Raw genomic sequence first — 13,761 nt, 5'->3', positions numbered from 1 at the left:
TCATTTTGTTTAAAACTGTGACAAAATTACAATTATTTCCCTAGGACAGACCCGAAATAAAGTTTTAAATTTAATGGCATGTTTATTGGTATTGAAATATCTAAAAATTTATATATTTGTATCAGAAAAAACAATTAACTATGTTAGAACATTTAACTAAAGAGACTTTTAAAGAGAAAGTATTCAACTTCGAACTCAATAAAGAATGGAAGTATGAAGGCAATAAACCATGTTTGATTGATTTTTATGCAGACTGGTGTGGCCCATGCAAAATGGTTGCTCCAATTTTAGAGGAGTTACAATCTGAGTATGGAGACAATCTGCACATCTATAAAGTGAATACGGAAGATCAGCAAGAACTTGCTGGCATGTTTGGTATTCAGAGTATTCCGTCTTTGTTGTTTGTTCCGGTTGACGGACAGCCACAAATGGCTATGGGAGCCCTTCCGAAAACAACTTTTGAACAAGCTATTTCGGAAGTATTAAAGGTTGAAAAACCAGCGTAACTGTAATTTGAAAATTAAATAGTTAGATATCTGATTGCTGGTTAAAAATTATCCAGAATTTTTTCCAGGCTTATGCCTCTGGAGCCTTTGATCAGGATCAGATTATTTTTCATTTGTTTTTGTTGAAATAGGTAGTTTGCAAGAAGTTCGATTGATTCGAACTTCTTTGCTTTTGTACCTGCATCAACCAGGTTAAAGCAAGGACCAACAAGAAAAATATTCTCGTACTCTTGAGTGATCAGAAAATCAGCAATTTTTTGGTGCTCCTCTTTCGAATAGTCTCCCAGTTCGAGCATGTCACCCAAAATGACACTTTTCTTAGGAGACGATAGTTTGCTGAAATTTTGCAGAGAGGCTAACATGCTTGTAGGATTTGCATTGTATGCATCCAGAATAATTCGGTTGGTATCCCGTTGAATAAGTTGCGACCGATTATTGGTTGGTTCGTATTTCTCGACCGACTTTTGAATGAGTAACGGATCAATTGCGAAATAATATCCGATACGAGCCGCAGCCATGATATTTTCGAAATTGTATGCACCAACCAGCTTGGACCGAAAGTATAGCCATCCTTTGGGGAACAGAATTTTAGCTGTTAGAAAATAGGATGAATCCTCAGGTTCACCGCGAAGCTGTGCTGTTTCCGTTTTACCGTAGCTGAGCATTTCTAAACCTTCAGCTTGTTTGAGTAGTAAATCATTATCGGCATTTATAAAACATTTGCCTTTTGTTTCTCTCAGGAAATCATAGAGCTCTGTTTTTGTTTTAATCACACCTTCAAAAGATCCGAAACCTTCCAGATGGGCTTTCCCCATATTTGTTACTAGTCCAAAATCAGGCTCAGCAATTTTGCATAAGGCCGCAATTTCCCCGGGGTGGTTTGCCCCCATTTCAATAACCGCAATTTGTGTTTCCGGAGTCATTCTAAGCAAGGTTAGAGGCACACCAATGTGGTTGTTTAAATTGCCTTGCGTAAAAGTGATACTAAAACGATTTTTCAAGACCGAGGCAATCAACTCTTTACTTGTTGTTTTTCCGTTTGTTCCGGTAATCGCGAGGACAGGCAACCCTAGTGTTTTTCGGTGCAAATTTGCGAGTTTCTGCAAACTCGTTAAGACATCATCAACCAGGATTATTTTCGGCTTGTTGGCATATTCCGGCTTATCTACAACAGCGTAAGATGCTCCTTTTTGCAAGGAGTCGGCGGCAAATTGGTTGCCATCAAAGTTTTCTCCTTTTAAGGCAAAAAAGATACTGTTTTCAAGTATGTTGCGGCTATCGGTAGAGACTGTTGGGTGTTGTTTGAATATTTCGTAGAGTTCTGCTGTTTTCATAGGGGTATAAAAAAATAAAACCTCATTACAAAAATGAGGTTTTTATCTGTTTTATCAAGAATGTTTCTAATTAAAATCCTTCAGGACTTCCGACTCGAGTCATAGCACAACGGAATCCCAGATCGTTTGCTGATTCCCGTTGGTCTTTAAAACGACGTGTTCCCGGAATCATCCAGTAGGGGCGATCCTTCCATGAACCACCTTTGTAAACTCGAATTTTATCCGAGATTAAAGATGAGAATCCATTACCTTCTGACTGAACATACATATCATCAGTTTTCAGATTATCTTTTACTGTATTCCAATCCTGACCTTCGATAATTTGTGATTGATAGTCACCGTCTTCATAGTTGCGGTAGTCGGCCACTGTATCAACCACTAGTTCCCCAAATTCATCCCGGATTAAATTTCCATCGGCATCCTGACGGTATTTGGTGTAAACGGTACCACGAAATGGTTGGAATTCTGCAACATCCTCTTGAGATAATGGACGATAAATATCGGCAACCCATTCGTTTACGTTACCAGCCATACAATACAATCCGAAATCATTTGGTTTGTACGAGTCAACCGGTGCGGTGATATCTGCATTATCGTTTAGATAACCAGCCATACCCATCATGTCACCACGGCCACGAACAAAGTTGGCATTCAGGCGACCACGATCTCTACGGCTGTCATCACGCAGGTAGCTACCATTCCAGGGATATAATTTACGCTCGGTCAATAATTCACCATCTGTATTTCCAATCAAACCATATGCGGCGTATTCCCATTCCGCCTCGGTCGGCAGACGGTAGTCCGGCATTAAGATACCATCTTCCCAGCGGATTTTACGTGGATTACCACTGGCATCTTCTACCGGTTTATCTCCTTGTTTACCTTCGTAAAGGCCTGCCAGATAAGTTTCGGTTGTGAATACATTTTCACCTTGTTGTGTATTATCGTGAGCTAGAACTCCTTTGTTTACTAAAAGTTGTTCGTTTACACGGTCCGTACGCCATTTGCAGTAAGCGTTGGCTTGTTCCCAGTTTACCCCAACTACCGGATATTTGCTATAGGCTGGGTGGCGCAGATAGTTGTCCAGGTATGGTTCGTTGTAAGCAAGTGGCTCTCGCCAAACCAAGGTGTCGGGTAAAGCCTGCATGTAACGATCGCGGCTATCCGGATAAACCCGTTTAATCCAGTATAGGTATTCCCGATAATTCAAGTTAGAAACTTCACATTCATCCATATAAAATGAAGCAACAGTTACCCTGCGTGGTGAGTTGTTCCAGTCGTACATAACATCCTGTTCTACCCGTCCCATCGTGAATGTACCACCTTGTATGAATTTTAAACCTGGTCCGGCAAATTGAGCATAATCAGCATCTGTCTGAAATCCTCCGTTTTCCGGATCATTGTATTCCCACCCGGTTGTATTTGATGCATTTTTACTACTAAAACCACCGTTATCTTTTTTAAAGACACTACAACTAGCCAGAAGCACAGTTAAACCCACGAAAAATATGGTTTTAAATTTCATCTTTTTGAATTTACAGTTTGGTTTTGTCTCGGCAAATATAATTAAATAGTTCTAACCACTTTGATCCGATTTTTGAACTTTTTTCTAACGCTGCAAGCCTCGTGATTATTGTATTTTATTCGGTTTAATGCTTAAAAAAACTAAGTTTGACGAAGAATTATTTTTTGTTGAAATAAACCTTGTTCAACTATCGTTATAGCACCGGATACATAAAATCACTGCATGGGGAAAACGCAACACTTACTATTATTATTGCTCTTTAGTGTGAATCTTTTCGGGATTCAGTCATCAAATGCCTTTGGTGAAGTTGGTAAGGGGCTCAATAATAACAATGTTGAGGCGACATCTGTATTAGCTCAGGGGAAGTGGGTGAAGATTAGTACATCAGCGATTGGTATTTATAAAATCAAATATAGAACGCTGGAGTCTTGGGGATTTAGCAATCCGGCAGAGGTGGGCGTCTATGGCAATGGGGGTTATGAGTTATCTAAAGTTAATTCGACAACTTTTCCGACAGACTTGAATCAAAATGCGATCTGGCATGGTGTGGATGGGGATAAGGACGACTGCTTATTCTTTTATTCCACAGGGACAATTCGATGGACTTTTGACGAAGGTGTCCATGTCTTTACACATGAATCGAATGAGTATGCCAATAATTGCTTTTATTATTTATCCGATCAAGGGGGTGCCAATTTAATTGAACCTGCATCAGGTGAATCCAATACAGTTACCGATGTGGTGTCAACCTTTGCTGACTACCAGCTTTCTGAAGACGATTTGGTTAATTTGATTCAGTCGGGCCGTACTTGGTATGGAGATAGCTACCAGTCGGGTAAATCCACGGCTTATAGTTTTTCAACATCAAACCTTGTATCCGGGAGTCCTGTTAATATTTTTGTTAAAGCAGCGGGACGTGCGTCGGCGAGTTCTGCGTTTTCAATTGCATGGAATGGAACGACCATTGGATCAATCAGTTTTGCAGGGGTTGATACGGGGAGTAAATTAACAGAATATGCACGTTCTGGTGAAGGGCGTTTCGACGTTGATAATAGTCTGACGAATCCAGTCCTTCAGTTAACTTATAATTCGTCAAACAGTTCTGCTGTGGGGTGGCTGGATTATATCGAATTAAATTACAAGCGACAGCTTTCGTTTGTCGATTCTGAGTTGCTATTTAGGAATCCGGAATCGGTAGGAAGTGGGCGTGTTAGTCAGTATGAAATTGGAGGTGTGCCCGACAATGTACAGGTTTGGGATGTGACTGATTATCAAAATCCGCAGAAGATGGAAGTGATGGTCTCTGGCGGCACTGGAACCTTTGTTGCGGGAAGTAGTGAGTTGCATGAATTTGTTGCGTTTGATCCTGCCGGGGAAATTTCGGAACCGGACAAAATAGCGGACATCACGAATCAGGATCTGCTGCAAATGAATATGCCGGATCTGCTGATTATTACCCATCCCGATTTTGAACAGCAGGCCGATGAATTAGCGACCTATCACGAAGAAAATGACCAGCTTGGAGTATCTGTTGTAGATGTCAATCAAATTTACAATGAATTTTCTTCCGGTATTCCAGATGTGGCTGGCATCCGAAATTTTATTCGCTATTGTTACGAAAAATCAAAATCCTCAGGTGGTGATCTAAAATACGTTCTGCTTTTTGGTGACGGGAGTTACGATAATAAGGATATTAATGGGAACGGATATAATTTCATTCCGACCTATCAGTCAGAAAACTCATTATTACCCACGGCATCTTTCGTGACGGATGATTTTTTTGTGCTTTTAGAAAACGGAGAGGGCGAAGCAGATGGAACAATGGATCTGGCAATCGGTCGGATTCCGGCACAGAATCAAGAGGAGGCGAATGCCGTTGTAAAGAAGATTGAAAACTATTCGGAGCCTGAGGCACTTGGAGATTGGCGTAATATGGTTTGTTTTATAGGTGACGATGAAGATTCGAACATACACATGTATCAGGCGGAGAATTTGGCAGAAGGATTAGTGGCCGATCAGCCGGCTTTTGCGATTGACAAAATTTACTTTGATGCTTTTGAACAACAAACAAGTCCTAGTGGAGAGAAATATCCCGGAGTAACCGAGGCCATTAATAATCGGGTAAAGAAAGGAACGCTTATTTTAAATTATACCGGGCACGCCAATGCGACGGCTCTTGCCGAAGAAAAGGTACTTACGACGGATGAAATTGATGCCTGGACGAATAATACCAAATTGCCTGTTTTTATTACTGCAACCTGCGAATTTAGCCGCTTCGATGCGGATGAGCAATCGGGAGGAGAGCATATTCTTTTTAATGCTAACGGGGGAGCGATTGCTTTGTTTAGCACCACCCGAATCGTGTATTCAAGTCCTAATTATGTGTTGAACAGTCAGCTTTATCAACAGTTTTTTCAGCGGGACGCGGATGGTCGTTACCTAACGATGGGGGAGGTTGTTCGGAGAACTAAAAATGCAATCTCTTCCGGCCTGAATAAGCGCAATTTTATGTTGCTTGGAGATCCGGCAGTTCGATTGGCTATTCCTGAATATGTGGTGGAGACAACCGCTATAAATGGTCTTAGTCCTGATCAGATTTCGGAGCCGATTGGTGCTTTAACCCAAGTTAATATTGAAGGTGAAGTGACTGATGATGCGGGTAACCTGCTAAGTGATTTTAACGGTCAGGTTGTACCTGTTGTATATGATAAACCGCGAACCGCAGAGACTTTGGGAAATAACGGGGAAGTTCCTTTTGAATATATCGCCCGTACAAATCCGATATATAAAGGACTGGCATCCGTGGAAAACGGAAAGTTTTCGTTTTCGTTTATTGTGCCTAAAGATGTTTCCTATTCCGCAGGGACGGGTAAAATCATTTATTATGCCTATAGTGACACACAAGATGCACACGGAGCTTTGTCTGATTTGGCTATTGGTGGCTACGATGAAACATCAATTGACGATACGGATGGACCTGAAATAGGTGTGTATTTGAATACCCCTTCTTTCGAATCAGGAGATCAGGTGGGAACAAATTCTATTTTATACCTGGATCTGTTTGACGCGAGTGGAATTAATACCCTTGGAACAGGTATCGGACATGATATTACGGCCGTATTGGACGGAGATTATTCAAACGTGATCGTGTTGAATGATTATTATTTAGCAAATCTGGACGATTTTACGTCCGGCTCGGTTGTTTATCCATTAAATGGGCTTTCGGTTGGTGAGCATACGCTGACAATTAAAGCTTGGGATGTTTTTAATAATTCGACTGAAGTGACTATCTCATTTGTTGTTGGCGAAGATTTACAAATTCAGGATGTGATCTGTTATCCCAATCCAATGACTGACAATACAAATTTTAGAATTATCCATAATCAGCCGGATGAGTTGCTGAATGTACGGATCGAATTTTTCGATTCGAAAGGTAGTTTGCTGGATGTTCTAAAGGAGTCGTTGGTGTCAGATGGAGTAGAAACTCCGGTTATAAGCTGGCAGCTTTCCGATCGACAGGTTTTGGTGCGGAGCGGAACCTGTATTTATCGGGTAATTGTAAGTAATCAGGAGGGGGGAACAAGTTCGAAGAGCGGGAAGCTTATTATTTTGAGGAGATAATTAATGGATAAGATACTTTTTTGATTGCTTTTACGTTGTTTGTTTGAGTAAGAATAGATCAAAATTATTACTATTGCCACATGATCAATAATATGAAAAAGATGAGAGGACAACTTGGTTTAGCCATTGTTGCCATGTTGTGTTTATTCGCACCGCATCAATTATTTGCTCAAAGTTCAACATCCGGAGCAAATGTTGTTTCTACCGCTGTGCCGTTTTTAACGATTGCCCCCGATTCAAGAGCTGGTGCAATGGGGGATGCCGGTGTTGCTACTTCACCCGATATGAACTCACAACATTGGAACCCTGCAAAATATGCCTTCATTACAAGTGATGTAGGGGTGGCTATGTCCTATTCACCGTGGCTGCGTAAGTTGGTTAGCGATATCAATCTGGCTTACCTGGCAGCCCATAAACGCATTGACGATCAACAAGTGGTGAGTGCTTCATTACGCTATTTCTCCTTGGGAAGTATAACCTTTAGGAATGAATACGGAGAAGTTCAAGGACAGCAAAATCCAAATGAATTTGCGTTCGACGTAGCTTATACCCGTATGTTGTCCGAAAAGTTCTCGGGGTCAGTAGCCTTAAGATACATCCGCTCTGATTTAACCGGAGGACAGGAAGTTGGTGGCGTTGCAACGCATGCCGGAAATTCCTTTGCGGCCGATATTGCTTTCTATTATCGAAATGAAATAAGTCGAAGAGGTGGAAAGTCAGCTTTCTCTGCCGGTGTAGATATATCGAATATAGGTAGTAAAATTTCGTATACCGAAGGCGAAACAAAAGACTTCATCCCGACTAATTTGCGGTTGGGGGCTGGTTATGAAATGGAAATGGACAGCTACAATTCATTTGGCTTTACCGTTGACTTTAATAAACTTTTGGTGCCCACACCTTCAACCGACAGTTATACTGATGCCAATGGAACTATTATTGTCAATTCCGGCTTTAGTAACGATAAATCGGTAATTGGTGGTATCTTCAGTTCTTTTTCCGATGCGCCTGGTGGCTTTAAGGAAGAATTGCAGGAGATCAACATTTCATTGGGGGTTGAATATTGGTACCAAAAGCAATTTGCCATACGTGCCGGTTATTTTCATGAGAACGAGAATAAAGGTAACCGCAAATATTTTACCGCTGGTGCGGGAATAAAACTGAATGTCTTTACACTCGACTTTTCGTACCTGTTACCTGTTCGTGCTAATAATCCGCTGGAGAATACTTTACGTTTCTCACTTGCCTTTGATTTCGATAATTTAAAGAGACGGTAATTCATGATTATACGTGTTGGGATGGGCTATGATGTGCATAGCCTTGCTGAAGGAGAGAGCTTGTGGCTTGGCGGAATTGAGGTTCCACACAGTAAAGGAACTATTGCTCACTCGGATGGCGATGTACTGCTGCATGCAATATGCGATGCCATGCTTGGAGCTGCTAAGTTACGCGATATCGGTTATCATTTCCCGGATACTTCTTCTGATTTTAAAAATGTAGATAGCAAAATACTACTTCAAAAATGTCAGGCCTTAATTGCTGAAAAAGGCTACGAAATTGGTAATATTGATGCAACAATTGCCGCACAACGGCCAAAGCTGAAAGATTTTATTCCGCAAATGGAAAAAAAGATTGCTGAAGTTCTTCAGATTGATGAGGATGCCGTTTCGGTTAAAGCAACGACTACTGAAAAACTAGGCTTCGAAGGAAGGGAAGAAGGTATTTCTACTTATGCAGTTGTGTTGATTCAAAAATAAAGCGAATATGAAAAAGACTTTGGTGATCGGGGCCAGTGAGAACCCGGAACGTTATTCAAATAAAGCAATTAAGGCACTTCGAAAACATGGACATGAAGTGATTGCCATTGCTCCCCGGCCGGGTAAGGTTGAAGATGTCGAGTTTGAAACACAACAGAAGAATTTTCAGAATATCGACACAGTTAGCTTATACATCGGGCCTAAAATCCAGCCTGAATATATCGAGTATGTTTTGAAATTGAGCCCCAGCCGAGTCATCTTTAATCCGGGAACCGAGAATGATGAATTTATATCCCGTCTCGAAGAAAGTTCAATAAAACCCGAATTGGCATGTACGCTTGTTTTACTTAGTACAGGGCAATATTGATGGAAACATTTACGAACAGCCTCGATGAATTTACACAGCTTCTGCAAAACGAAGATGCTGTGGTTGTTTACCTTTCAACAGATGAATGTCAGGTTTGTCATGTGTTGAAACCAAAATTCGAAAGTCTGATTCGGGAGCGATTTCCTAAAATTCGGTTGGTCTATGTTTCAATAAACGAACAACCGGAGATTGCTGGTCAATATCGGGTATTTACAGCACCAACAGTACTGGTTTTCTTTCAAGGGCATGAGTTCCTTAGACAAAGCAGAAGCATCAGTATCGAAAAATTTGCCGATGATATTTCTCGTCCCTATCAACTCATGTTTTCATGACTACAATTTGAATACGCGAGAAATAAAGTCTATTTTTAGCATTAACTAATGCCCAACTAACTTGGAGAGAATTAAAAATCACTTGGTTTTTATCGTCGTTTTTATCCTCTTCGCGCTTAACAGTAGTGGTCAAACGACAAAAATAGACAGTCTTACAAACCTTATTCCAGGGTTGAATGGGGAAAAACTGTGTCAAGTTTATCTGGACTTATCCAAGGAATACAATTTTGTAGATCCCAAGCAAGTCATTTATTATGCCAACTTAGCACTTCCACTGGCACTGGAAAGTGGAAATAGGGAGCAGGAAAGTTCGGCCTATTTAAGGTTGGGCGGAGGTTATATTTTTTCCGGAGAATTTGAAAAAGGGAAAGAATATAGCGATAAGGCTTTGGCATTAGCGAAGGAAATTGATGATAAGGAGCTTATTATAAGTGCGCTGAACTCTTTGGCGGCTTATCACATGAACCTGGGAGAATATCCGGAATCACTGACTTTATTTCGTCAAGCGCTGAGCATGGCTGAGGAAGAAGGACTGGATGAAGATAAGGCATTGATTCAATTGAATTTGGGCGCTGCACTTACGACTCAGGGAGATCGAACCAATGGTTTAGGTTACCTTTTTGAAGCTTTAAAATACTATGAAGGAACTAGTGATAAGCGAACTTTAGCCCGGATTTTGAATAACATTGCTGTTAACTACCACTACTGGAAAGATTATGACAGAGCTTTGGATTACTATCGGCAAACCTTGGATGTATATAGCGGGATGCATGATTTTGTAGGTCAGGTGGGGGTTTTAAACAACATTGGAGAGATCTATAAGGATAAGAAAGAGTTTGAGAAAGCAATAAAATATTATAACCAGGTAGTTGATATCTCCGATAGTTCAAAGCTAGGTGTTTATTACAAGGCTTATGGATGGATTGGCTTGGCAGAGGCTTATATGGAAATGAACCAGATCGAAAATTCGTCTAAGTATGTCCACCAAGCTCTCGATGTGTTTCAGGATGTGAAAATGCAGGAAGGTATTGCAACGTCCAATCTTATTCTTGCTCAGTTAAGTTTGAAGAAGGGGCGACTGGATGAAGGTATTCAGCAAGTAAACCGATGCATCGAAATTTCGAAATCGTCGGGAATTATCGATTTGGAGCAAAAAGCTTATAAAGTACGATCTGAAATTTATCAACACCTGCAGCGTTATAAATTAGCTTATGACGATCTCACCAATTACGCTGAAATAGCAGATACCCTTTACAGTCAGGAATTGGCTGAGAACTTTGCTGATATGCGAAATGGGATGGAGATCTCCAAAAAGCAAAGCGAAATAGAGTTGCTTCAGAAGGATAACCAGATAAAGGATCTGAAAATTAAAAGACAACATTCCAGTACTATTATTCTTTTATTGATCACCCTTTCGCTTTTTATTGTGTTTTTGGTGATGCTGGGCTACGTAAAGTCGCGGAAAAAGACCAATGAATTACTGACTGAAAAGAACCTGCAAATTCGAACCCAGCATGAAGAACTGATGAAAGTCAGTGAGACCAAGGATAAGTTTATGTCGATTATTGGCCACGATTTACGGAATCCAATTGGAGCCTTTAAGGATGTTGTCGGTCAGTTGGCTGACTTCCCTGAGATGTTTACCGAAGAGTTAAGGCAACAAATTATTAAAGAATTGCGTGAGGAAGCTGAGAGTACGTATTTCTTGCTCGATAACCTGCTATCATGGGCAAAAAATCAGAAAGATGCCATTAGCTACAAGCCGGAGAAGATCGACCTTCAGCGAGTTATCAAGAATAATATCCAACTGAACAACCGGCTTTCCGAAGCAAAATCGATCCACATTGTTACTGATCTGGAAGGTGAAATGAAGGCTCTGGCCGATCACAACATGGTTAATCTGATTTTCCGCAATCTGCTTTCCAATGCCATTAAATTCACTGCCGAGGATGGAGAGATCCGAATTATTGGACGTGAGGCGGGGGACATGCTGTCTATTGCAGTGAGCGATAATGGTGTGGGTATTACCGATGAAAATTTGCTCCTGGTTTTCGACCCCGTTAAGCACTTGTCCACTTACGGTACCAACCACGAAAAAGGTTCGGGCCTGGGCTTGCTGTTGTGTAAGGAGTTTGTCGAAATTAACGGCGGAACAATTCATGTAGAGTCGAAAAAAGGTGAAGGAAGTACTTTTACGTTCACCTTGCGTAAATATACCGAACCGGTTTAAAACTCCTTCCGCAGGATATACCCGCTTGCAGACAAAATGGCATAACCAGCTCTGCCGGTTTATTCAATCAAAATGAATTTGCAGGGTTAAGGCCTTTAGTCCTCACGATTCTTCATTAATTGGCAGAATTGTCGAAATTGGTTTACCTTTTGCATCGGTGTATTGGCAGGGGGAAAAGGAGTATTCCCCGAATAGTTTGAGGAGAACAAGATCAAATTTGCCATATTTACGTTTTTAGTAACAGAAATCAATTCGAAAATTAGAAGAAATATGAAAAAGACATGGATCATTCTGGCCGTAATTGCGGTTGTTGTGTTGGTCATTTACTCATCGGTAAAAGGCACGTACAATACAATGGTTAGTATGGATGAAGGAGTAAATGCAAGTTGGGCGCAAGTTGAAAACGTCTATCAACGGCGGGCCGATTTGATTCCAAACCTGGTGAATACGGTTAAGGGCTATGCTTCGCACGAAAAGGAAACATTGGAAGGGGTAATTGAGGCACGTTCAAAAGCAACATCAGTAAATCTGAATGCTGATAATTTGAGCCCCGAAAAGTTGCAACAGTTTCAACAGGCGCAAGATGGTTTATCATCTGCCTTAAGTCGGTTGATGGTCGTTGTTGAACGCTACCCCGACTTGAAAGCCAATCAAAACTTCCTGGATTTGCAGGCTCAGCTTGAAGGAACAGAAAACAGAATTACCGTTGAGCGCCGGAAGTTTAACGAGTCCGCCCGGTCGTTCAATACTTATATTCGGAAGTTCCCGAAGAATATTTATGCAAACCTGTTCGGTTTCGAGAAGAAAGCCTATTTCGAAGCCGAGAAAGGAGCCGAAAAAGCACCTGAAGTAAACTTCGATTAAATGGACATATAATGGCAGTAGCAGATTTTTTTAGCGAAGCAGAAAAGAAACAGATAACTGATGCGATAAAAGCAGCAGAACTCAATACTTCCGGAGAAGTGCGTGTGCATGTTGAAGGACGCTGTAAGGGCGATGTGCTGGATAGTGCGGCTTACTGGTTTGAGCAACTGAAGATGCACAAAACAGCCGCTCGAAACGGAGTGTTATTTTACCTGGCAGTAACCGATCGGAAATTCGCGATTTTAGGTGATGCCGGGATTAATGCCAAAGTTCCGGACGACTTTTGGACAACGATTAAAGAGCACATGCTGACACGCTTTAAGGAGGGTCGTTTTGCCGACGGTCTTTCCGAAGGAATTATAATGGCGGGGGAACAACTTAAAACCCAGTTCCCTTACCAGGATGACGATGTGAACGAACTTTCGGATGAGATATCGTTCGGGGAAAAATAAAAAACATGAGACAACTACTTTTAATATTAACCCTTTTTATTGGTTTAACTTCTTTTGCGCAGGATATTCCCGATCGAACAGATCGTTTGGTGAATGATTTTGCCCAGGTATTGACTCCTGCACAGGAAAACCAATTGGAGGCACAACTTGACGACTTTGACCGTCGTACTTCAACTCAAATTTTGGTGGTAACTGTTCCAACATTGAATGGTTACGATGCCGGAGATTATGCATTTCGCCTGGGCGAGAAGTGGGGCGTTGGTCAAAAAGGAAAAGACAATGGCGTTGTTGTGCTGTTTAAACCAAAAACAAGCGATTCGCGCGGTCAGGTTTTTGTGGCTGTTGGCTACGGACTGGAAGGCGTAATTCCCGATGCCATTGCAAACCGCGACATTGTGAACAATGAGATGATCCCTCGCTTTAAGCGGAATGACATATACGGCGGATTACAGAATGGCGTGAATGTAATTATGGCTTTGGCATCCAAGGAATATACGGCGGCTGAGTATCATAAAAAAGCAAGCGGCAAAAATGCCGGTTCCGGCGTAGGTATTATCGTACTGATCTTCTTTGCATACTTTATCATTTCCATTTTCCGCGGACGCCGGCGTTATTATACCGGTGGTAGTCGGGCTGGAAGCAGCTTGCCTTTCTGGTTGCTGATGGGAGGAATGATGAACTCGGGTAGTCGTGGTGGCTCCTGGGGGAACTTCTCAGGCGGTGGCGGAAGCTTTGGTGGCGGAGGCGGCTTTGGCGGTTTCGGCGGCGGTGGCTTT

At 41.6% G+C, this 13,761-nt stretch carries 12 protein-coding genes; 10 read left to right on the top strand and 2 right to left on the bottom strand.

Features of this window, described 5'->3' with window-relative positions:
• The first annotated feature begins 140 nt into the window (after positions 1–140).
• Positions 141–506: a thioredoxin gene (gene trxA, locus AC37HE_RS14045; RefSeq protein WP_500783481.1), complete on the top strand. Its 366-nt coding sequence runs from the start codon at positions 141–143 to the stop codon at positions 504–506.
• Between the two features lie 41 nt (positions 507–547).
• On the opposite strand, the gene AC37HE_RS14040 is transcribed toward trxA, so the two are convergent.
• Both AC37HE_RS14040 and AC37HE_RS14035 read right to left on the bottom strand, forming a co-directional pair.
• Positions 548–1,840, bottom strand: a complete 1,293-nt coding sequence (locus AC37HE_RS14040; RefSeq protein ID WP_500783480.1) for a UDP-N-acetylmuramoyl-tripeptide--D-alanyl-D-alanine ligase — start codon at positions 1,838–1,840, stop codon at positions 548–550.
• Positions 1,841–1,910: 70 nt separating this feature from the next.
• Entirely contained in the window at positions 1,911–3,365 is a 1,455-nt protein-coding gene (locus AC37HE_RS14035; RefSeq protein ID WP_500783479.1) for an SUMF1/EgtB/PvdO family nonheme iron enzyme, read from the bottom strand.
• Positions 3,366–3,587: 222 nt separating this feature from the next.
• Here AC37HE_RS14035 and porU point away from each other — a divergent pair, with 222 nt between their 5' ends.
• From porU to AC37HE_RS13990, 9 genes are all read left to right on the top strand, one after another.
• Positions 3,588–6,986: a type IX secretion system sortase PorU gene (gene porU / locus AC37HE_RS14030; protein WP_500783478.1), complete on the top strand. Its 3,399-nt coding sequence runs from the start codon at positions 3,588–3,590 to the stop codon at positions 6,984–6,986.
• Between the two features lie 92 nt (positions 6,987–7,078).
• The gene (porV, locus tag AC37HE_RS14025) at positions 7,079–8,260 is read left to right on the top strand and encodes a type IX secretion system outer membrane channel protein PorV (RefSeq protein ID WP_500783477.1); all 1,182 of its coding nucleotides are present in this window, start codon (positions 7,079–7,081) and stop codon (positions 8,258–8,260) included.
• A 3-nt stretch (positions 8,261–8,263) separates the two neighbouring features.
• Positions 8,264–8,740, top strand: coding sequence for a 2-C-methyl-D-erythritol 2,4-cyclodiphosphate synthase (gene ispF, locus AC37HE_RS14020; protein WP_500783476.1), 477 nt, complete (start codon positions 8,264–8,266; stop codon positions 8,738–8,740).
• A 7-nt stretch (positions 8,741–8,747) separates the two neighbouring features.
• Positions 8,748–9,107 carry a CoA-binding protein gene (locus AC37HE_RS14015; RefSeq protein WP_500783475.1) on the top strand — a complete coding sequence of 120 codons (360 nt, stop codon included), beginning with the start codon at positions 8,748–8,750 and terminating at the stop codon, positions 9,105–9,107.
• Complete coding sequence (locus tag AC37HE_RS14010; protein WP_500783474.1) at positions 9,107–9,439, top strand: thioredoxin family protein; 333 nt, start codon at positions 9,107–9,109, stop codon at positions 9,437–9,439. The genes AC37HE_RS14015 and AC37HE_RS14010 overlap by 1 nt, the downstream gene beginning before the upstream one ends.
• A 61-nt stretch (positions 9,440–9,500) precedes the next feature.
• Positions 9,501–11,669, top strand: a complete 2,169-nt coding sequence (locus AC37HE_RS14005) for an ATP-binding protein (protein WP_500783473.1) — start codon at positions 9,501–9,503, stop codon at positions 11,667–11,669.
• A 270-nt stretch (positions 11,670–11,939) separates the two neighbouring features.
• A complete protein-coding gene (locus AC37HE_RS14000) occupies positions 11,940–12,533 on the top strand; it encodes a LemA family protein (protein ID WP_500783472.1) in 594 nt (197 codons plus the stop codon).
• Between the two features lie 11 nt (positions 12,534–12,544).
• Positions 12,545–12,985 carry a TPM domain-containing protein gene (locus AC37HE_RS13995; RefSeq protein ID WP_500783471.1) on the top strand — a complete coding sequence of 147 codons (441 nt, stop codon included), beginning with the start codon at positions 12,545–12,547 and terminating at the stop codon, positions 12,983–12,985.
• A 5-nt stretch (positions 12,986–12,990) separates the two neighbouring features.
• Positions 12,991–13,761 (top strand): TPM domain-containing protein (locus AC37HE_RS13990; protein WP_500783470.1); only part of this gene is annotated, 771 nt, incomplete at its 3' end.

The sequence above is a fragment of the Mangrovibacterium sp. genome (assembly GCF_059905295.1).
Note: the sequence above shows the minus strand (reverse complement) of the source record. Positions and strands in the feature narration are given on the sequence as shown.